Here is a 21,436-nt window from a genome sequence, read left to right as displayed (position 1 = left end):
CGCCGCATTCATCCAGACCGAGCATGGCAAGCCTCAATAAAGCATCGTTAGCCTCTTCCATACAGACCGTGCGCGAAGTCGCCCAGTCGCACCGTACGCGTCGGATTCTCATAGGCCTGCTGATCTTCGTCGTCGTGTTCGGCCTGCTCGGCTTTTTCGCGGCGCCGCCGCTGATTCGCCACATCGCGAGCCAGCAACTGAGCAAGCAGCTCGACCGGCCGGCGTCGATCGGCCGCATCGCGCTCAACCCGTACACGCTGCGTTTCGAGGCCGACAACGTGCATATCGGCGAGCGCGGCGGCGCGGGCGATTTCATCGATATTTCGCGGCTCATCGTGAAGCCGTCGTGGAGCTCGCTGTTTCGCGGCGCGCCGATCGTCGACGAGGTGCAGGTCGATTCGCCGCGCTTTCATATCGTTCGCCTCGATGAGCAGCACTTCAATTTCAGCGACCTGATCGAGAAGTTCGCGAATCAGCCGGCCAAGCCGAACAGCAAGCCGACGCAGTTCGCCGTCTCCAATATCCGCGTCGAAAACGGCCAGATCAGATTCGACGACCGCCTGCTCGGCACGAGCCACGTGATCGATCAATGGAAGCTCGGCATTCCGTTCATCGCGACGCTGCCGTCGAAGACCGATATCTTCGTCGAGCCGCTGCTGCGCGCGCGCATCGACGGTGACAGTCAGCTCGCGATCGACGGCAAGACCAAGCCGTTCGCGGCGTCGCGCGAGTCGGAGGTGTCGCTGCGCTTCGACGATCTCGACGTGCCGAAGCTGGTGTCTTACGCGCCGTCGAAGCTGCCGGTGATCGTGCAGTCGGGCAAGCTTTCCACCGACCTGAAGCTGAACTTCGAGATGTCGAACGACACGCCGTCGCTGCGCGTGGCCGGCACCGTCGACCTGAACGACGTCGACGTGCAGGATCAGGGCAAGGCGCCGTTTTTCGCGGCGCGCGCGGTGCACGTGGCGGCGGCATCGCTCGAGCCGTTGAAGAACGTTTATCACTTCGACGATATCCGCATCGACGCGCCGAGCGCGAGTCTCGCGCGCGACAAGGACGGCGTATTGAGCGTCGAGCGTATGTTCGCGTCGGCGCCGGAAAAAGCGGCGGCAAAGGGAACCCCAGGAACCCCGGAAACCCCGGAAACCGCGAACGCGAATGCCAAAACCGCCGCCGCCGAAAAAGCGGCTCCGCCGTTCGACGTCGCGATCAAACGTTTCACGCTCAACGACGGCACGGTGAACGTCCACGACGAAGCCGCGTCGCGTCCAGTCGAAGCCGGTCTGCAAAATCTCGCGCTCACGCTGACCGATTTCTCGACGCTCGCGTCGGCGCCCGCGCACTACACGCTGAACACGAACCTGAAAGACAGTGGCGGTTCGCTCGCCGCCGACGGCACCGTCGGCCTCGCGGCGAAGACCGCGAGCGCGAAGCTCGATCTGAAGTCGCTGAAACTGCCGCCGTTGCAGCCGTATCTGGACACCGCGACGTCCGCGCAGGTGCTCGACGGAGCGTTGTCCGCGACGACGAATATCGACGCGAACTGGTCGAAGTCGCCGATGGCGCTGACGGTCGCGGACACCCAGCTGGACATGCAGGGTGTGAAGCTCGCGGCGCGCGGCGACAAGACGCCGGTGATCTCGCTCGCGCAGGGCAACGTGGTGGTCAAGCAGGTCGACGTCGCGGCGCGCACGGCCGACGTGACGAGCGTCGACGCAACCGGCCTCGCGGTCGACGCGCAGCGCCTGAAGGACGGCAGCATCAATCTGAATGCGCTTGCGGGGGCGCATCAACAGGCGACGGAGCGCACGGCGATTCACGCGGCGAAAAAAGCGCAGGCCGAAGGACCCGCATGGCGCTACAAGATCGGCGAACTGACGCTCAAAGACGCAACCGCCAATTTCACCGACAACACCACGCCGCAGCCAGTCAAACTGAGCTTTACGCCGGTGCAGCTTAAGGTGCAGCAGATCAGCGACGACCTGAGCCGTCCGCTGCCGGTCGACCTGCAGGCGACGTTGAACAGGAAGGGCACGCTGGCCGTGAAGGGCGACGTGACAGCGACGCCGCTGAAGCTGGACATCAAGATCGACGCGAACCGGCTCGACGCGGCCGCGTTCGAGCCGTACTTCGGCAGCAAGCTGAATGCATCGCTTGCGAGCGCACTGCTGAACGCGAACGGCAATCTCGCGGTCTCCCAGGCGAAGTCGCTGAAGGCGAACTATCACGGCGACATGGCGCTCGTCGACGTGCGCATGCTCGACAAGGCGACGTCCGACCCGTTCGCGGGCTGGGGCACGCTCGCGCTGTCGAACCTGAAGGCCGACTACGACGAGCACGGCACCGTGGTCGATGCGGGCCGCGTGACGTTCTCGAAGTTCTATGGACGAGTGCTGCTCGACGCGCAAGGCAAGCTGAACCTGAAGGATGTGGTCGCGCACGAGGGCGGTACATCGCAGTCGCTGACGCGCGACAAGAGCGGTTCGCACCCGATTCCGCTGACGCCCGAGGCGGTCTCGGAAGCGGTCGCGGCGTCGGCGCCGGTCGCGGCATCGGCTGCCGCGCCGGGCAAAGCGGCGGCTACACCCGCCGCCCCCGCAACGGCCGCGACGCCGCCGCAAAGCCCGGTCAAGCTGCACTTCGGGCAACTGGTGTTGCAACAGGGCCGCGTGACCTACACCGACAACTTCATCAAGCCGAACTACACGGCGAACCTCGTCGACATTCAGGGCACGATCGGCGCGTTCGGTACGGAGTCGACCACGTCCGCGCCGGTCGACGTCGCCGCGAAGCTCGCGGCCAACGGTCCGCTGACGATCCGCGGCACCGTCAATCCGCTGATCGCGAAGCCGGCGCTCGATCTGACCGCGACCGCGCACGACATCGAGCTGACCAACCTGACGCCGTATTCGGCGAAATACGCGGGCTATCCGATCACGAAGGGCAAGCTCAACGTCGATCTGCATTACCAGCTCGCGAACGATCAGCTGAACGCCAACAACCACCTGTTCATCGATCAGCTGACGTTCGGCGACCACATCGACAACGACACCGCGACCAAGCTGCCCGTGCGTTTCGCGATCTCGCTGCTGAAGAACTCGCGTGGCGAGATCGACGTGAACCTGCCGGTGTCGGGCTCGCTGTCGAACCCCGAGTTCAGCATCGGCGGGCTGATCTGGCATGCGGTGCTCAATCTGCTCGAGAAGGCGGTGACCGCGCCGTTCACGCTGATCGCGCACGCGTTCGGCGGCAATGGCGAGGACCTCGGTTACGTCGAATTCGCGGCCGGCTCGGCCACGCTCACCGACGCCGACAAGGAGAAGCTCGACACGATCGTGAAGGCGCTCGCCGACAAGCCGTCGATCCGCATCGACCTGATCGGCCGCGTCGATCCGAAGGTCGACGAGCCGGCGCTGCGCACGCTGTACGTCGATCGGATGGTCAAGCGGCAGAAGATCAAGGACACGGTGGGTAATGGCGAGAGCGTCGATCCGTCGACTGTCACGGTCGATCAGAAGGACTATGACAAATATCTGATCAAGGCTTACAAGTCGTCCGACTTCAAGAAGCCAACGAACTTCATCGGCATGACGAAGACCCTGCCCGACGACGACATGAAGGGCGCGCTCGCGGCCAACGCGCCGATCGACGACGCAAGCCTGCGGCAACTCGCGCAGCAGCGCGCGCAGAGCGTGCAACAGTACCTGGAAGGCAAGATCGACAGCAGCCGCGTGTTTATCGTCGCGCCGAAGATGAACGCCGACGACATCAAGGACAAGGGTGCGACGACGCGGGTCGATTTCGGCTTGAAGTGATGAGGGATTCGCGGCGCGCGAGCCCTGACGTTCAGTGAGCCAAAAAAAAGCCCGACCTGAGGTCGGGCTTCAAAGTCGGCTGCGCCCTCCACAGGACGCAGCCCCTGCAAAACAGCGAGGCTGTTTGCGTTGCCGCCTGGCTTAAGCAGCCAGCAGCGAGCGCAGCACGAACGGCAGAATCCCGCCGTGCTTGTAGTAGTCGACTTCGATCGGCGTGTCGATACGCAGCAGCACCGGAACGCGCTTGTCGCCGTCCTTGCCGTGGATCACGAGCGTGACTTCCTGTTGCGGCTTGAAGTCGTCGCCGAGGTCTTCGATGTCGTACGTTTCTTCGCCGGTGATGCCGAGCGACTGCACGCTATCCGAGCCCTTGAACTGCAGCGGCAAAACACCCATGCCGACGAGGTTCGAACGGTGGATCCGCTCGAAGCTGCGTGCCACCACAGCCTTCACGCCCAGGAGTTGCGTACCCTTGGCCGCCCAGTCGCGCGAAGAGCCCGTGCCGTACTCTTCACCCGCGAACACGACGGTCGGCGTGTCGGCGCCGATGTACTTCATCGCCGCGTCGTAGATCGACAACTGTTCGCCGCTCGGCTGGTGAATCGTCAGGCCACCTTCAACGCGCGTGCCGTCCGCCTTCGCCGGGATCATCAGGTTCTTGATCCGGACGTTCGCGAAGGTGCCGCGCATCATCACGTCGTGGTTGCCGCGGCGCGAGCCGTAGCTGTTGAAGTCGGCCTTCTGCACGCCGTTTTCCTTCAGCCAGCGGCCTGCCGGCGAGTCTTCCTTGATCGAGCCTGCCGGGCTGATGTGGTCGGTCGTGACCGAGTCACCGAAGATGCCCAGTGCGCGCGCGCCCTTCACCGGCGCGATGCTGGACGCCGGCGTCATCGAGAAGTCCTTGCCGAAGAACGGCGGCTCGGCGATATAGGTCGACTTCGGCCAGTCGTAGACCTGACCTTCTTCGCCCTCGATCTTGCTCCACAGGTCGCCCTTCTTCGTGAGCTGCGCGTAGTTCTTGCGGAACGCGTCGGCATCCATCGCGTACTTCAGCAGCGCGTTGACTTCTTCGCTGGTCGGCCAGATGTCGCCGAGGTAGATGTCCTTGCCGCCCGTGCCCTTGCCGACCGGCTCGGTCATCAGGTCGCGCGTGATGTTGCCGGCGATCGCGTACGCGACGACGAGCGGCGGCGACGCGAGGAAGTTCGCGCGGATGTTCGGGTGGATACGCGCTTCGAAGTTACGGTTGCCCGACAGCACCGCTGCCGCGACGATGTCGTTCTTCGTGATCGCGTCGTTCAGTTCCGGCGTCAGATCGCCCGCGTTGCCGATACAGGTCGTGCAGCCGTAAGCGGCCAGCGTGAAGCCGAGCTTGTCGAGGTACTTGAGCAGGTCGGTCTTCGTCAGGTACTCGGTGACGATACGCGATCCTGGAGCGAGCGACGTCTTGATGTGCGGCGCGACCGTCAGGCCAGCCTCGACGGCCTTCTTCGCGAGCAGACCGGCGGCGAGCAGCACGCTCGGGTTCGACGTGTTCGTGCACGACGTGATCGCGGCGATCAGCACGTCGCCGTTCTTTACGTCGACGCCGTTGCTCGTCGTGTATTGCGCGTCGAGATCGGCGGCTTTCTTCGCGAAGCCGTTTTCAGCGACCGGCTTCGAGAACAGGTCGGTGAAGGTCGACTTCACGTGGCCGATCTCGATGCGGTCCTGCGGACGCTTCGGGCCAGCCAGCGACGGCGCGACCGTGGCGAGATCCAGCGTGACGACCTTCGTGTAGTCGATGTCGCCGTCAGCCGGAATGCCGAACAGCTCCTGCGCCTTGAAGTAGTTTTCGAACGCCGAGATTTCCGCGTCCGTGCGGCCCGTGCCGTGGAAAAAGTCGATGGTCTTTTCGTCGACCGGGAAGAAGCCCATCGTCGCGCCGTATTCCGGCGCCATGTTGCCGATCGTCGCGCGGTCCGGCACCGACAGCGAGCGCGTGCCTTCGCCGAAGAACTCGACGAACTTGCCGACGACCTTCTCCTTACGCAGCAGTTCGGTGATCGTCAGCACGAGGTCGGTCGCGGTCACGCCTTCGATCAGCTTGCCCTTCAGATGCACACCGACGACGTCCGGCGTCAGGAAGTACACCGGCTGGCCGAGCATGCCGGCTTCCGCTTCGATACCGCCCACGCCCCAGCCGACCACGCCGATGCCGTTGATCATCGTCGTGTGGCTGTCCGTGCCGACCAGCGAATCCGGGTAGTACACGGTGTCCGCGCCGTCGGCCTTCTTGTGCACGCCGCGCGCGAGGTACTCGAGGTTCACCTGGTGAACGATGCCGACGCCCGGGGGCACGACCTTGAACGTATCGAACGCCTGCATGCCCCACTTCATGAACTGGTAGCGCTCGTTGTTGCGCTGGAATTCCAGCTTCATGTTCAGGTCGAGCGCATTCTTCTCGCGGAAGTGGTCGATCTGCACCGAGTGGTCGACGACGAGATCGACCGGCACCAGCGGCTCGATCGATTTCGGGTTCTTGCCGACGGCCTTCGCGACGCCGCGCATGGCGGCGATGTCGGCGAGCAGCGGCACGCCGGTGAAGTCCTGCAGCACGACGCGCGACACGACGAACGGGATTTCGTCGACGCGAGCCGCGGTCGGCTTCCAGTTCGCCAGTTGCGTGACGTGTTCTTCGGCGATCTTCTTGCCGTCGTAGTTGCGCAGCACCGATTCCAGCACGATACGGATCGAGACCGGCAGGCGGTCGATCTTGAGGTTCAGAGCCTTGCCGAGTTGCGGCAGGGAATAGAACTTGCCTTTGCCGGAACCGCTGTCGAATTCCTTGAGCGTTTTGTGGAGGTTGTGGGCCATGGTGTTTTCCTTGGTTTGGATCGCGGAACTACAGTACTCAACCTAGATGACGTAGAGATCGACGTATTCATTGACCGGCGTCGCTTCGAGCTTGGCCTGGTCGAGCGATACGTCGAGAATCGCCAGTTGCTGCCTGACCGGAAAGCGCCGCGCGAGGTTGGTCTTGAACTTCTCGACCAGCAACGGAATTCCGTCTTCACGACGGCGCTTGTGACCGATCGGGTATTCGACTACGACTTCACCGAACTTCGACCCGTCGTCGAATTCGATCGTCAGGGCATTGGCGATCGAACGCTTGTCCGGGTCGTGATAATCCTTCGTGAACTGCGGGTCTTCGACGCATTCCATTTTCGCGCGCAACGCATCGATACGCGCGTCCTGCGCCACTGAATCTTCGTAGTCGGCAGCCGTCAGACGGCCGAATATCAGGGGCACCGCGATCATGTACTGGATGCAATGATCGCGATCGGCCGGATTGTTCAGCGGGCCCTTTTTATCGATGATGCGAATCGCCGCCTCGTGCGTGCGAATCGTGATGCGGCGAATGTCTTCAACGCGCCGGCCTTGAGCCGCGAGCTGCGCATGCAGCGCGAGCGCGGCTTCCACGGCGGTTTGCGCGTGGAACTCGGCCGGAAAAGAGATCTTGAACAGCACGTTTTCCATCACGTACGAGCCGTACGGACGCTGGAACCGGAACGCGTTGCCGTTGAACAGCACGTCGTAGAAGCCCCACGTTTTCGCGCTGAGCACCGACGGATAGCCCATCTCGCCGGTTTTTGATATCAGCGCGAGGCGCACGGCGCGCGAGGTCGCGTCGCCGGCGGCCCACGATTTGCGCGAACCGGTGTTCGGCGCATGGCGGTAGGTGCGCAGCGCCTGCCCATCGACGAGCGCCTGCGATACCGCGTTGATCAGTTCGTCGCGTGTGAGGCCGATCAACTGGCCGACCACCGCGGTCGACGCGAGCTTGACGAGCAGCACATGATCGAGCCCGACCTTGTTGAAAGAGTTCTCGAGCGCGATGCAGCCTTGAATTTCGTGCGCCTTGATCATGGCGATCAGGACGTCTTTCATCGTCAGCGGCGCTTTGCCGGCTGCGATGGCAGTGCGCGAGAGCCAGTCGGCCGTCGCGAGAATGCCGCCCAGGTTGTCGGACGGATGCCCCCATTCGGCGGCGAGCCAGGTATCGTTGAAATCGAGCCAGCGGATCATCGCGCCGATGTTGAAGGCGGCCTGAACCGGGTCCAGCTGGAACGACGTGCCCGGCACCTTCGCGCCGTTGGGGACGATCGTGCCTGCCACGATCGGTCCCATCAGCTTGGTGCAGGCAGGGTAGGTAAGCGCCTCGAGTCCGCAACCGAGCGTGTCGATCAGGCAATGACGCGCCGTTTCCAGCGCAAGCGCGCTGTCGATCCGGTAATCCAGCACGTAGTCGACGATATCGACCAGGACGTCGTCCGGGGCGGGTCGCACGTTGGAGATTGGGGCGGACACGGGAGCTTCCCTGGCGGCGAAAATCAGTTGCCGGTCTTGTTGATCGCGTTCGATTGCGTTGCAGCCGGCGCGCCTTGTTCCATCGCGACCGTCTTGCACTCGTCGGCCAGACGCGAGCTGTCCTTGTCCTGGAACAGCATGGCCTTCGTCGGGATCACGACGAGGTCCATACCGGTGGCTGCGTCGTGGAAGCGGTCGGCGCCCGTTGTGGTCGTCTCGCGCGGCAGGTTGTAGTTCTTGTTCGCCCAGTGAACCGTGACGACCTGGTCACGCTTCATGTCGCCTTTCATTTCGAAAGCCAGGCCGTCCTTGCACGACCACTTTTCAGAACCCTCCGGGATCGGATCGACCTTCGCTTCCTTTTCCGGATTCGCCTTGCGCTTGATCAGGCGGCGCGGCTCCGGGCGCTTGGCGACAGCCTTCTTCGTGGTTGTAGTGGCCGTGTCCGCAGCGGCGGCGTCAGTCGCGACGGTCAGCACCGTCGTGGCCAGGGCGCCAATCATGGCGGCGATCATCAGCTTTTTCATGGAGAAAACCTTTCTATCTAAAATCAGTTAAACAGTGCGCGGACGACCGGTCCGGCGGCCGCGCTGGTTGAACTGCACGCGCTGTGGAGCGCGCAGCGACCGCTATTTTCTCCTATTTAGCGGCACGTACTTCAAATTCTCGGGTCCGGTGTAGTTCGCGCTCGGACGAATGATCTTGTTGTCGACGCGCTGCTCGATGATGTGCGCGCTCCATCCTGCCGTGCGCGAGATCACGAACAGCGGCGTGAACATCGCGGTCGGCACGCCCATCATGTGGTACGACACCGCGCTGAACCAGTCGAGGTTCGCGAACATCTTCTTCGCGTCCGCCATCACCGATTCGAGCCGCTCGGCGATCGAGAACAGCTTCATGTTGCCGGCCTTGTTCGACAGGTTCTTCGCGACTTCCTTGATGACCTTGTTGCGCGGGTCGGAGATCGTGTACACCGGATGACCGAAGCCGATCACGACTTCCTTGTTCTCGACGCGGCGGCGGATGTCGGCTTCCGCTTCGTCAGGTGTCTCGTAGCGCGACTGGATTTCGAACGCGACTTCGTTGGCGCCGCCGTGCTTCGGGCCGCGCAACGCGCCGATCGCGCCAGTGATGGCCGAGTAGACGTCCGAGCCCGTGCCCGCGATCACGCGGCCCGCGAACGTCGACGCGTTGAACTCGTGCTCCGCGTACAGGTTCAGCGACACGTGCATCGCGTCGACCCACGCCTTCGACGGCTCGACGCCGTGCAGCAGATGCAGGAAATGGCCGCCGATCGAATCGTCGTCGGTTTCGACCTCGATGCGCTTGCCGTTGTGCGAGTAGTGGTACCAGTACAGCAGCATCGAGCCGAGCGAGGCCATCAGCTTGTCGGCGATATCGCGCGCGCCGGGCAGGTTGTGATCGTCCTTCTCGGGCAGCACGGTGCCGAGCACCGATACGCCGGTGCGCATCACGTCCATCGGATGCGCGGCGGCGGGAATCCATTCGAGCGCGGCCTTCACGTTGGCGGGCAGGCCGCGCATCGACTTCAGCTTCGTTTTGTAGGCGCTCAGTTCAGCCTGGGTCGGCAGCTTGCCGTGAACCAGCAGATAAGCGATTTCTTCGAATTCGCACGCGCCGGCGAGGTCGAGAATGTCGTAGCCGCGATAGTGCAGATCGTTGCCGGTCTTGCCGACCGTGCACAGCGCGGTGTTGCCCGCGGTCACGCCGGACAGCGCGACGGATTTTTTCGGCTTGAAGCCGCTCTGCGTCTGGTTGCCGCCCGTTTCCCCAGCGGCTTGCGTCGTCTCGCTCATCTTCCGCCTTCTCCTTTGTGCCGGCTCACCGCTGCCGTTTGAAAAACGCGTCGCTTATGTCGCCGACTATCCGTTAGCGCCCACTTGCCCAAAAAGCGGCGCGGCTTCTGGCGGAACAGCGCGGCCGGTGGTCTGCGCGCGGCGCAGCACCGACCAGTAATAGCGGTAGCTCGCCCGGTCGTGCAGCGTATCACCGTGACGCGTCGGGCCCCAATGCGCGGACTGCGCGGCCAGCAAGATTTCGGTGGCCGTCGCGATTTCTTCGTCGCGTGGCGCGAAAGCGGCGACGATCGCCTCGATCTGCGCCGGATGGATGCTCCACATGCGCGTGTAGCCGAACTCGTTGCGCGCCCGCTGCGCGTCGTTCGCGACCACGTTCATGTCGCGCACTTCGGTGCTGACGTTGTGCGACGGCACCTTGCCGTACGCATGGCAGGCCGCCGAAATCTCGAGCTTTGCTCGCCGCACGAGCGGATGATCGAATTGGCCAGGGGAGCGCATCGCGCTATCGGGGATCGCGCCGTCGTGCGCGGAGACGAAGTCCATCAGGCCGAAGCTCAGCGCCTCGACGCCCGGCAGCGCGGCCAGTTCGAACACGCGCGTGAGCGCGCCGTGAGTTTCGACCAGCAACTGCACCGGCACCGGCTGCGCGATGCCGAGTTCGCGCCGCGTCGCTTCGATGAACGCGATCATTTCGGCGGCATCGTGGACGTTGCGGATTTTTGGCAGCGTGATGTAAGCGGGTGCTCGCTTTGCGGCGCGCAGAATCAGGCGCACGTCGTCGCGCCAGTGCGCGTGAGCGAAGTCGTGGATGCGCACGCCGACGCGGCCGAAGCGGTCATGCTCGCTACCCAGCAGCGATGCGACCAGTTCCGCGTGCTCGGCCTCGCGGCCGACCTGCGCGCCGTCTTCGCAATCGAGCGTGATATCGAACACCGGGCCGAGTTGCTGCTGTAACGCGAGCGACTTCAGCATCAGCTTTTCGCTGCCCGCGTAGTGATCGCAGGCAGGCAGCACGGCGGGCGGCGCTTCGCCCTCAAACAGCACTTCGGCGGGTGTGAGAACGCGCATCTTCGGCGTGTAGGGCGTGGTGAGGATTAGGAATGTCGGATTCGGTCGTGCTCTGCGAAAGCGCCGTCGGGCAACGGCAAAGCACGTTCGAATCAGAGGCGAATGGCGATGATCGCACGGCCATCCGCACGAAAAAAACCGGAACCCGCCGCGCTGACGCTTCGGAGTTCCGGTTCATCCGCATCAGGTGCTTAGCCGAGCAGGTGCTGAACGCCGTCGCGCTCTTCCAGCAGTTCTTGCAGCGTGCCGTCCATCTTTTCGCGCGAGAACGCGTCGATTGCCAGACCTTCGACGCGCTTGTACTCGCCGTTTTCGCAAGTCACGGGCACGCCGTAGATGATGTCTTCGGGGATGCCATACGAGCCGTCCGACGGAATGCCCATCGTGACCCACTTGCCGTTCGTGCCGAGCACCCAGTCGCGCACGTGGTCGATTGCAGCGTTAGCCGCCGATGCCGCCGACGACAGGCCGCGCGCTTCGATGATCGCCGCGCCGCGCTTACCGACGGTCGGGATGAACGTGTTGCGGTTCCATTCTTCGTCGTTGATCAGCTTGGTCAGGTCCTGGCCTTCAGCCGTGGCGACACGGAAGTCCGGGTACATGGTCGGCGAGTGGTTGCCCCACACTGCGAGCTTTTCGATCGACGCGACCGGCTTGCCCGACTTGGCGGCCAGTTGCGACAGCGCGCGGTTGTGGTCGAGGCGCAGCATTGCGGTGAAGTTCTTCTTCGGCAGATCCGGTGCCGACTTCATGGCGATGTACGCGTTCGTGTTGGCCGGGTTGCCGACCACCAGCACCTTCACGTCGCGGCTGGCGACGTCGTTCAGTGCCTTGCCCTGAACCGTGAAGATTTCGGCGTTGGCCGACAGCAGGTCCTTACGCTCCATGCCCTTCGAACGCGGACGCGCGCCGACGAGCAGGGCGACATCGGCGTCCTTGAACGCGACCTTCGGGTCGTCCGTGATCACGACGCCCGACAGCAGCGGGAATGCGCAATCATCCAGTTCCATCACGACGCCTTTGACGGCGGCTTGCGCTTGCGGCAGATCGAGCAGTTGCAGGATCACCGGCTGGTCCTTGCCGAGCAGGTCGCCATTGGCGATGCGGAACAGCAGGGAGTAAGCGATTTGACCTGCGGCGCCGGTGACGGCAACGCGCTTTGCGGGCTTAGCCATTGAGAAATCTCCAGGACGATGCGTTAGACGCTAGGGAAAACGCCATTCTATATGCGCGTTCAGCGAAGCGTTATGAAACACGGCGGAATTCACCGTTCGCGTGCGGACTCGGAATGTGCCGAGACCGGGCGGCGCGCTGCGGCAAGACCGCCGTGCCGGAAACCTGTACTGCCGAGCGGGAAGGGATGGCCCGAAGCTCACGCCAGGCCGGGGCCGCAACTGCACGGTGCGGGCTCCTGCGCACAGCGCGTTTCGGCAAGCGTCTGGCCAGCGGGTGCAACACGGATACAGCGCGCGAATGCAACGGATGGCGGCGAATCGAAACCAGGACTGCGTAGGGGACGGCATGGTGCAGAGTGGCTGCCGGAGCGTTGCGGCACTGCATCAGACAGCCGCCGCAAAAACCCGCAAACCCTTGCTCGACAAGGAGTGTAGGAGTCGAAACAGACAAAGTCAACAGTATCTTATGTCTTATATAAGACATATCTATCGAGGGGAAAACCCTAGACGTCCCCCAGCCCTTTGTGATGAAATGCGCGCATGAATTCGAACCCGGCGAATCCTGTGAACCCGAATGGCCAGGGGGCCGCGGGCGAAGGTGTATCCGCTGTTTCTCCCGCCGCGTCGCCTACTTTCAGCCCTTTGTATCAGCAGATCAAGGGCTTGATTACGCAGAGCCTCGAAAGCGGCGAATGGAAGCCGGGTGAGATCATTCCTAGTGAAGTCGAACTGGCCGCGCGTTTCAAGGTGAGCCAGGGCACCGTGCGCAAGGCGATCGACGAACTCGCCGCCGATAACCTGCTGGTGCGCCGCCAGGGCAAGGGCACCTTCGTTGCGACGCACAACGAAGAACGCGCGCAGTTCCGCTTCCTGAGATTGCTCGCCGACGACGGCGCTGAGCATCCGCACGTGAGCCGTCTGCTCGAATGCCGGCGCCTGCGCGCATCGGCGGAAATCGCCCGGCAGCTCGATCTGAAGCCGGCCGATCCGGTCGTGCTGATCAAGCGTTTGCTGCAGTTCGACGGCGAAGTCACCGTGCTCGACGAGATCTGGTTGCCCGGCGCCGTGTTCCGCGGGCTCACGCTCGAACGGCTGTCGGAGTACAAGGGTCCTCTCTACGCAATGTTCGAGGCGGAATTCGGCACCCGCATGATTCGCGCGACGGAAAAAATCCGCGCGGTCGCGGCGGAGCCTTCCGTGGCGGACCTGCTGCAGGTGCCAGCGGGTTTTCCGTTGCTCTCGGTCGAGCGGGTGTCCTATACCTATGGGGACCGGCCGGTCGAAGTCCGGCGAGGTTGGTATGTCACAACCGGGTATTACTATCAAAACGATCTGAGCTGAATCAGGTTGGAGCGAGGCACGGCGTCCCACACGCGTGCCGATCGGAGGGCGCTTTCATTGCGCGCTCAGCAAAGGACCCACGGTGGTTTTCGCTGCAGCGCGATATAAAAAGGCGCTAAAATTGCGGATTAGTGTGACTACATAGTAGGGGTCTAGCATGGTAGAAGCCGTAAAAAAACCGAGGCCGGAATTCCGGAACATCGGTATTGGGCAAATCTTGACGGCATACCGTCTCCCGCTGGCGGGGCGCGTGTCGATTCTGCATCGCGTGAGCGGTGCCTTGTTGTTTCTCTTCCTTCCGTTCCTGCTGTTCCTCTTCGATCAGAGCCTGACCTCCGAACTGAGCTTCGAAGTCTTCAAGGGTTTCCTCTCCAACATCATCGTCAAGCTCATCACGCTGGTTCTCGCGTGGGCTTTCCTGTTCCACTTCTGCGCCGGCATCCGTCACCTCGTGATGGATACGAATCATGATGCGGTGTCGAAAGAGAAGGGCAAGTCGACCTCCATCGTCGTGATCGTCGTATCGTCGCTGCTCACCATCGCATTCGCGGCAAAACTGTTCGGAGCATTCTAAAAAATGTCAGCCAATAACCGAATCGGTTCGAAGCGTCTCGTCGTCGGCGCGCATTACGGTCTGCGCGACTGGCTCGCGCAACGCGTCACCGCCTGCGTGATGGCGGTCTATACGGTGATTCTGCTCGCGTGGTTCTTCCTCGCGCGTGACTTCTCGTACGACGGCTGGGCGTCGATCTTCGCGACGCAGTGGATGAAGCTCGCCACGTTCGTCACGCTGCTCTCGTTGTTCTACCACGCATGGGTTGGTATCCGTGACATCTGGATGGATTACGTGAAGCCCGTTGGCACGCGTCTCGTCCTGCAGGCGCTGACGATCCTCTGGCTGCTCGCATGTGCGGGCTACGCTGCGCAGATTCTCTGGAGAGTATAAAAGCATGGTTGCAATCAAGAATTCTCTGCCGCGTCGCAAGTTTGACGTGGTCATCGTCGGCGCGGGCGGCTCGGGGATGCGCGCGTCGCTGCAACTGGCGCGCGCCGGTCTGTCGGTCTGCGTGCTGTCCAAAGTGTTTCCGACGCGTTCGCACACGGTCGCGGCCCAGGGCGGCATCGGCGCTTCGCTCGGCAACATGAGCGAAGACAACTGGCACTACCACTTCTACGACACGATCAAGGGCTCCGACTGGCTCGGCGACCAGGACGCGATCGAGTTCATGTGCCGTGAAGCACCGAACGCCGTCTACGAACTCGAACACATGGGCATGCCGTTCGACCGTAACGCCGACGGCACGATCTATCAGCGCCCGTTCGGCGGCCATACCGCGAACTACGGCGAAAAGCCGGTGCAACGCGCCTGCGCGGCGGCTGACCGTACCGGTCACGCGCTGCTGCACACGCTGTACCAGCAGAACGTTGCTGCCAGGACGCAATTCTTCGTCGAATGGATGGCGCTGGACCTGATCCGCGACGCCGACGGCGACGTGCTCGGCGTGACCGCGCTGGAAATGGAAACCGGCGACGTCTACATCCTCGAAGGCAAGACCACGCTGTTCGCCACGGGCGGCGCGGGCCGGATCTTCGCGGCATCTACCAACGCGTTCATCAACACCGGTGACGGCCTCGGCATGGCGGCCCGTTCGGGCATCGCGCTGCAGGACATGGAATTCTGGCAATTCCACCCGACCGGCGTGGCCGGCGCGGGCGTGCTGATCACCGAAGGCGTGCGCGGCGAAGGCGGTATTCTGCGTAACTCGAACGGCGAGCGTTTCATGGAACGCTACGCGCCGACGCTGAAGGATCTGGCGCCGCGCGACTTCGTTTCGCGTTCGATGGACCAGGAAATCAAGGAAGGCCGCGGCGTGGGTCCGAACAAGGATCACGTGCTGCTCGACCTGTCGCACATCGGCGCCGAGACGATCATGAAGCGTCTGCCGTCGATCCGCGAGATCGCGATGAAGTTCGCGAACGTCGACTGCATCAAGGAGCCGATCCCGGTCGTGCCGACCATCCACTACCAGATGGGCGGTATTCCGACGAACATCAACGGCCAGGTCGTCGGTACGCCGAGCGGCCACGAAGAGGTCGTCAACGGCTTCTACGCCGTGGGCGAATGCTCGTGCGTGTCGGTGCACGGCGCGAACCGTCTCGGCACGAACTCGCTGCTCGACCTCGTGGTGTTCGGCCGTGCCGCCGGCAACCACATCGTCAAGCACGTGAAGGAACTGAAGGAACACAAGCCGTTGCCGGCAGATGCAGCCGACTTCGCGCTGTCGCGTCTGGCGAAGCTCGATAACTCGTCGTCGGGCGAGTACGCCCAGTCGGTCGCGAACGACATCCGCGGCACGATGCAGAAGCACGCTGGCGTGTTCCGTACGTCCGCACTGCTGGCCGAAGGCGTCGAAGCCATCCGCGAAGTGGCGGCACGCGTCGACAACATCCATCTGAAGGACAAGTCGAAGGTCTTCAACACGGCCCGTGTCGAAGCGCTGGAAGTGGCAAACCTGATCGAAGTGGCACGCGCCACGATGGTCTCCGCCGAAGCGCGCAAGGAAAGCCGTGGTGCGCACGCGCAAAACGACTTTGAACATCGCGACGACGAAAACTGGCTGCGCCATACGTTGTGGTTCAGCGAAGGCGATCGCCTCGACTACAAGCCGGTTCACATGAAGCCGCTGACCGTCGAATCGGTTCCGCCGAAAGCGCGTACCTTCTAAGGCACAAGTCAAAGGAATTCAGAGAAATGGCCAAGCGTACATTTGAAATTTACCGCTACGATCCGGACAAGGACGCCGCACCGCGCATGCAAACGTATGAAGTCGAAATCGACTCGCACGAACGCATGCTGCTCGACGCGCTCGTCAAGCTGAAGGCGCTCGACGAAACGCTGTCGTTCCGTCGCTCGTGCCGCGAAGGCGTGTGCGGTTCGGACGCAATGAACATCAACGGCAAGAACGGCCTCGCGTGCCTGACGAACCTGAACGACCTGCCGCAGAAGATCGTGCTGCGTCCGCTGCCGGGCCTGCCCGTCGTGCGTGACCTGATCTGCGACTTCACGCAGTTCTTCAACCAGTATCACTCGATCAAGCCGTACCTGATCAACGATACGCCGCCGCCGGAAAAGGAACGTCTGCAGTCGCCGGAAGAACGCGACGAGCTCGACGGCCTGTACGAATGTATTCTGTGCGCGAGCTGCTCGACGTCGTGCCCGAGCTTCTGGTGGAATCCGGACAAGTTCGTCGGCCCGGCCGGTCTGCTGCAGGCCTACCGCTTCATCGCGGATAGCCGCGACCAGGCAACCGGCGAGCGCCTCGATAACCTGGAAGACCCGTACCGTCTGTTCCGTTGCCACACGATCATGAACTGTGTCGACGTTTGCCCGAAGGGCCTGAACCCGACCAAGGCAATCGGCAAGATCAAGGAATTGATGGTTCGCCGAGCTGTCTAGTATCAATGAGCCCCGCGCTCCCTGGCGTGTGCCGCCCCCCAGAGGGCGGTCCGTGCGCCTGGGCGCGGCGCGGGGCGTACCGACATGACCGAAACATCGCATCAGTCCGACCCTCTCCGCCGCGCGCGTCTTCGCTGGCGCGCCCGTCGGGGCCTGCTGGAAAACGACCTGATTTTCGAGCGTTTTTTCAGCCGATATGAGCATGACCTCAGCGATGCCGACGTGGGCGCACTCACGCGCCTGCTCGAGCTGAGCGATAACGACCTGATGGACTTGCTGCTCGCGCGCAAGGAACCAGAAGGCGATCTAGCCGACCCGGACGTGGTCCGGGTTCTGGAGTTGCTGCGCAACGCTTGAGCGCCGCCAGTCCGTTGTTCCAGGCGTGCAATTATCGAAACCCTGTATCCATACTTCGATTGAGGATGTGCTATGACCCCGTCAGATGTTAAAGCCACGCTATCGTTCAGCGACAATTCGCCGAGCGTCGAAATGCCGATTTACAAGGGCACGATTGGCCCGGATGTAATCGACATTCGCAAACTGTACGGCCAGACCGGCAAATTCACGTACGACCCGGGCTTCATGTCAACGGCGGCGTGCAATTCGGCGATCACCTACATCGACGGCGACAAGGGCGAACTGCTCTACCGCGGCTACGCGATCGACAACCTCGCGCAAAACGCCGACTTCCTCGAAACCTGCTACCTGCTGCTGAACGGCGAGCTGCCGAACCAGAAGCAAAAGACCGAATTCGTCAGCACCGTCACGAACCACACGATGGTGCACGAGCAGATGCAGTTCTTCTTCCGCGGCTTCCGTCGCGATGCACACCCGATGGCGATTCTGGTCGCCGCGGTCGGCGCGCTGTCGGCGTTCTATCACGACTCGCTCGACATCAATAATCCGCACCACCGCGAAGTGTCGGCGATCCGCATGATCGCGAAGCTGCCCACGCTCGTCGCAATGGCGTACAAGTACAGCATCGGCCAGCCGTTCGTTTATCCGAAGAACGACCTGTCGTACAGCGCGAACTTCATGCGCATGATGTTCTCGAACCCGTGCGAAGAGTACAAGGTCAACGACGTGCTGGTGCGCGCGCTCGACCGTATCCTGATCCTGCACGCGGACCACGAGCAGAACGCGTCGACGTCGACCGTGCGTCTCGCCGGTTCGTCGGGTGCGAATCCGTTCGCGTGTATCGCAGCGGGTATCGCGTGTCTGTGGGGCCCGGCGCACGGTGGTGCGAACGAAGCCGCACTGAACATGCTGGAAGAAATCGGCTCGGTCGACAACATTCCTGAGTTCATCAAGCAGGTGAAGGACAAGAACTCGGGCGTGAAGCTGATGGGCTTTGGCCACCGCGTGTACAAGAACTACGATCCGCGCGCGAAGCTGATGCGCGAAACCTGCCACGAAGTGCTCGAAGAACTGGGTCTGCACGACGACCCGCTGTTCAAGCTCGCAATGGCGCTGGAAAAGATCGCGCTCGAAGACGAATACTTCGTGTCGCGCAAGCTGTACCCGAACGTCGACTTCTACTCGGGCATCGTGCAGCGCGCGCTGGGCATTCCGACGTCGATGTTCACGTGTATCTTCGCGATGGCGCGTACGGTCGGCTGGATCGCGCAGTGGAACGAAATGATCGCCGATCCCGAGCAGAAGATTGGCCGTCCGCGTCAGCTGTTCATCGGCGAGACGCTGCGTGAAGCGAAGCCGATCGCTCAGCGCTAATCGCTGATCGGCATCGATATGCGCGCGTCGTCGCGGCATTCGTGCCGCGACGACGCGCGAAATCGGAGTGAATGAAACGCCTCAACGGGTCTACCGTTGGGGCGTTTTTATTTCCGCAGCCGCTGTGGGTCGCGCATGCGCCGGAACGGCGTCGCTGGCCTTCGCGTTTGCCGGGTAACCTCGATACAGGTATCGCCACTACCATCCAACTCCATGTTTTTTATCGGTTTTTTCGACGATCGAGCAGCCCATCGCGGTGCTCTGCGTGGCATAATCGATCGACACAGTCAGCCCGCAGTCATTACTACCCCCGCATACCATGGCACAGACTCTCTACGACAAATTGTGGAACACGCACGTGGTCCACACGGAAGACGACGGCACCACGATTCTCTATATCGACCGTCACCTGCTGCATGAAGTGACCAGCCCGCAGGCGTTCGAAGGCTTGAAGATGGCCGAGCGTCCGGTGTGGCGCATCAGCGCGAACCTGGCCGTGTCCGACCACAACGTGCCGACCACGGACCGCAGCCACGGCATCGCCGATCCGGTCTCGAAGCTGCAGGTCGACACGCTCGACGCCAACTGCGACGCCTTCGGCATCACGCAGTTCAAGATGAACGACCTGCGTCAGGGCATCGTCCACATCATCGGACCGGAGCAGGGCGCCACGCTGCCGGGTATGACGATCGTCTGCGGCGACTCGCACACGTCCACCCACGGCGCGTTCGGCGCGCTCGCGCACGGCATCGGCACGTCGGAAGTCGAGCACGTGCTGGCCACGCAAACGCTGCTGCAGAAGAAGAGCAAGAACCTGCTCGTGAAGGTCGAGGGCCAACTGCCGCGCGGCTGTACGGCGAAGGACATCGTGCTCGCGATCATCGGCAAGATCGGCACCGCCGGCGGCACCGGCTACGCGATCGAATTCGGCGGCTCGACGATCCGTTCGCTGACGATGGAAGGTCGCATGACGGTGTGCAACATGGCGATCGAAGCGGGCGCGCGCGCCGGCATGGTCGCCGTCGACGACATCACGGTCGAATACCTGAAAGGCCGTCCGTTCTCGCCGCAGGGCGTCGAATGGGATCACGCGGTCGAGTACTGGAAGCAGTTCAAGTCCGACGACGGCGCGCATTTCGATCGAGTGGTCGAGTTGAATGCCGCCGAAATCGTGCCGCAGGTCACCTGGGGCACGTCGCCGGAAATGGTCACGCCGGTCGACGGCCGCGTGCCGGATCCGGAGCGCGAGAAGGACCCGGTCAAGCGCGACGCGATGGAGCGCGCGCTCAAGTACATGGCGCTCGAGCCGAACGCGCCGATCGAGTCGATCAAGCCGGATAAAATCTTCATCGGGTCGTGCACCAACGCGCGCATCGAAGACATTCGCGCCGCGGCTTACGTCGTGAAGAAGCTCGGCCGCCGCGTCGCGCCGAACATCCGTCTGGCGATGGTCGTGCCGGGCTCGGGTCTCGTGAAGGCGCAGGCGGAGCGTGAAGGCCTCGACAAGGTCTTTACCGACGCGGGTTTCGAATGGCGCGAGCCGGGCTGCTCGATGTGTCTCGCCATGAACGCAGACCGGCTCGAGCCGGGCGAGCGCTGCGCGTCCACGTCGAACCGGAACTTCGAAGGTCGTCAGGGCGCCGGTGGCCGCACGCACCTGGTGAGCCCCGCAATGGCCGCGGCTGCAGCCATCGAAGGGCATTTCGTCGACATTCGCAAGCTTGGATAAATCGCATGATGAAGAACATGAATCGCATCACTCTATTGCGCCGCTTCGCACTCGGCACGCTCGCCGGGCTTCTGCTCGGTCTGGCCGGCTGCAACACGGTGCACGGATTCGGCGAGGACATGTCGCACCTCGGCAATTCGATCAGCAATCACGCTGAGAAATAAGCGGTTTTGATTTTTGCCGGCGATGCGCCACGGGGGTTTTCAGCCTGCCAGTCGCATCGCCCGGTCCTGAACAGGCGCAAGCGTCATGGATAAATTCATCGTACACACCGGCGTCGTGGCGCCGCTCGATCGCGAGAACGTCGACACGGACGCGATCATCCCGAAGCAGTTCCTGAAGTCGATCAAGCGTACGGGTTTCGGTCCGAATGCGTTCGACGAATGGCGCTACCTCGACCACGGCGAACCGGGTCAGGACAACTCGAAGCGTCCGCTGAATCCGGACTTCGTGCTGAACCAGCCGCGCTACCAGGGCGCCTCGGTGCTGCTCGCGCGCAAGAATTTCGGCTGCGGCAGTTCGCGCGAACACGCGCCTTGGGCGTTGCAGCAGTACGGTTTTCGCGCGCTGATCGCGCCGAGCTTCGCCGATATCTTCTACAACAACTGCTTCAAGAACGGCGTGCTGCCGATCGTGCTGACCGAACAGCAGGTCGATCATCTGTTCAACGAAACGTATGCGTTCAACGGCTTCGAGCTGACGATCGACCTCGAAGCGCAAGTCGTGCGCACGGCCGACGGTGGCACCGAATATCCGTTCGAAGTCGCGGCGTTCCGCAAGTACTGCCTGCTGAACGGTTTCGACGACATCGGCCTCACGCTGCGTCACGCGGACAAGATCCGCCAGTTCGAGGCGGAGCGTCTCGCGAAGCAACCGTGGCTGAACAATCGCCTCGTCCGTTAAGCGAACCCGTGAGGGCGTAGGGGCCTGAGGTCCGTGCGCCCGTGTCG

Annotated in this window: 17 protein-coding genes; 11 read left to right on the top strand and 6 right to left on the bottom strand. The window is 62.7% G+C overall.

What is annotated here, in order from left to right:
* Positions 1 to 23 precede the first annotated feature (23 nt).
* Positions 24 to 3,815: a DUF748 domain-containing protein gene (locus L0U84_RS34215; protein ID WP_233856468.1), complete on the top strand. Its 3,792-nt coding sequence runs from the start codon at positions 24 to 26 to the stop codon at positions 3,813 to 3,815.
* Between the two features lie 141 nt (positions 3,816 to 3,956).
* Here the strand turns inward: L0U84_RS34215 and acnA are convergent, their stop codons facing one another.
* The 6 genes from acnA to L0U84_RS34185 form a co-directional block, all read right to left on the bottom strand.
* Positions 3,957 to 6,671: an aconitate hydratase AcnA gene (gene acnA, locus L0U84_RS34210; protein WP_233856466.1), complete on the bottom strand. Its 2,715-nt coding sequence runs from the start codon at positions 6,669 to 6,671 to the stop codon at positions 3,957 to 3,959.
* A 42-nt stretch (positions 6,672 to 6,713) separates the two neighbouring features.
* The gene (locus L0U84_RS34205; protein ID WP_233856464.1) at positions 6,714 to 8,165 is read right to left on the bottom strand and encodes a bifunctional 2-methylcitrate dehydratase/aconitate hydratase; all 1,452 of its coding nucleotides are present in this window, start codon (positions 8,163 to 8,165) and stop codon (positions 6,714 to 6,716) included.
* A gap of 23 nt (positions 8,166 to 8,188) precedes the next feature.
* Positions 8,189 to 8,692: a hypothetical protein gene (locus L0U84_RS34200; protein WP_233856462.1), complete on the bottom strand. Its 504-nt coding sequence runs from the start codon at positions 8,690 to 8,692 to the stop codon at positions 8,189 to 8,191.
* 102 nt (positions 8,693 to 8,794) lie between these two features.
* Positions 8,795 to 9,982, bottom strand: a complete 1,188-nt coding sequence (gene prpC, locus L0U84_RS34195; RefSeq protein ID WP_233856460.1) for a bifunctional 2-methylcitrate synthase/citrate synthase — start codon at positions 9,980 to 9,982, stop codon at positions 8,795 to 8,797.
* Positions 9,983 to 10,048: 66 nt separating this feature from the next.
* Positions 10,049 to 11,053 (bottom strand): HpcH/HpaI aldolase/citrate lyase family protein, encoded by a 1,005-nt coding sequence (locus L0U84_RS34190; RefSeq protein ID WP_233856458.1) that lies wholly within the window; start codon positions 11,051 to 11,053, stop codon positions 10,049 to 10,051.
* 191 nt (positions 11,054 to 11,244) lie between these two features.
* Complete coding sequence (locus L0U84_RS34185; protein ID WP_008923191.1) at positions 11,245 to 12,228, bottom strand: malate dehydrogenase; 984 nt, start codon at positions 12,226 to 12,228, stop codon at positions 11,245 to 11,247.
* Between the two features lie 540 nt (positions 12,229 to 12,768).
* On the opposite strand from L0U84_RS34185, the gene L0U84_RS34180 reads away from it, so the two are divergent.
* The 10 genes from L0U84_RS34180 (at position 12,769) to leuD (ending at position 21,389) form a co-directional block, all read left to right on the top strand.
* Positions 12,769 to 13,569, top strand: a complete 801-nt coding sequence (locus tag L0U84_RS34180) for a GntR family transcriptional regulator (RefSeq protein ID WP_129961771.1) — start codon at positions 12,769 to 12,771, stop codon at positions 13,567 to 13,569.
* 157 nt (positions 13,570 to 13,726) lie between these two features.
* Positions 13,727 to 14,143 (top strand): succinate dehydrogenase, cytochrome b556 subunit, encoded by a 417-nt coding sequence (sdhC, locus tag L0U84_RS34175; protein ID WP_233856456.1) that lies wholly within the window; start codon positions 13,727 to 13,729, stop codon positions 14,141 to 14,143.
* 3 nt (positions 14,144 to 14,146) lie between these two features.
* Positions 14,147 to 14,515 (top strand): succinate dehydrogenase, hydrophobic membrane anchor protein, encoded by a 369-nt coding sequence (gene sdhD / locus L0U84_RS34170; RefSeq protein WP_129961769.1) that lies wholly within the window; start codon positions 14,147 to 14,149, stop codon positions 14,513 to 14,515.
* Positions 14,516 to 14,519: 4 nt separating this feature from the next.
* On the top strand, positions 14,520 to 16,295 hold the full coding sequence (sdhA, locus tag L0U84_RS34165) for a succinate dehydrogenase flavoprotein subunit (RefSeq protein WP_233856454.1): 1,776 nt from the start codon (positions 14,520 to 14,522) through the stop codon (positions 16,293 to 16,295).
* A gap of 26 nt (positions 16,296 to 16,321) precedes the next feature.
* The gene (locus L0U84_RS34160; RefSeq protein ID WP_129961767.1) at positions 16,322 to 17,026 is read left to right on the top strand and encodes a succinate dehydrogenase iron-sulfur subunit; all 705 of its coding nucleotides are present in this window, start codon (positions 16,322 to 16,324) and stop codon (positions 17,024 to 17,026) included.
* Between the two features lie 84 nt (positions 17,027 to 17,110).
* The gene (locus tag L0U84_RS34155; RefSeq protein ID WP_018424116.1) at positions 17,111 to 17,383 is read left to right on the top strand and encodes an FAD assembly factor SdhE; all 273 of its coding nucleotides are present in this window, start codon (positions 17,111 to 17,113) and stop codon (positions 17,381 to 17,383) included.
* Positions 17,384 to 17,455: 72 nt separating this feature from the next.
* The gene (gltA, locus tag L0U84_RS34150) at positions 17,456 to 18,757 is read left to right on the top strand and encodes a citrate synthase (RefSeq protein ID WP_233856452.1); all 1,302 of its coding nucleotides are present in this window, start codon (positions 17,456 to 17,458) and stop codon (positions 18,755 to 18,757) included.
* A 319-nt stretch (positions 18,758 to 19,076) separates the two neighbouring features.
* Complete coding sequence (gene leuC, locus L0U84_RS34145; RefSeq protein ID WP_233856450.1) at positions 19,077 to 20,486, top strand: 3-isopropylmalate dehydratase large subunit; 1,410 nt, start codon at positions 19,077 to 19,079, stop codon at positions 20,484 to 20,486.
* 5 nt (positions 20,487 to 20,491) lie between these two features.
* Positions 20,492 to 20,650 (top strand): entericidin A/B family lipoprotein, encoded by a 159-nt coding sequence (locus tag L0U84_RS34140; protein ID WP_008924055.1) that lies wholly within the window; start codon positions 20,492 to 20,494, stop codon positions 20,648 to 20,650.
* An 85-nt stretch (positions 20,651 to 20,735) separates the two neighbouring features.
* The gene (gene leuD / locus L0U84_RS34135) at positions 20,736 to 21,389 is read left to right on the top strand and encodes a 3-isopropylmalate dehydratase small subunit (RefSeq protein WP_018424120.1); all 654 of its coding nucleotides are present in this window, start codon (positions 20,736 to 20,738) and stop codon (positions 21,387 to 21,389) included.
* Positions 21,390 to 21,436 lie beyond the last annotated feature (47 nt).

This window comes from Paraburkholderia sp. HD33-4, from assembly GCF_021390635.1.
In the GTDB taxonomy this organism is placed as follows: Bacteria; Pseudomonadota; Gammaproteobacteria; order Burkholderiales; family Burkholderiaceae; genus Paraburkholderia.
The sequence above is the reverse complement of the archived record's forward strand: the minus strand, read 5'-3'. Positions and strand labels throughout refer to the sequence as shown.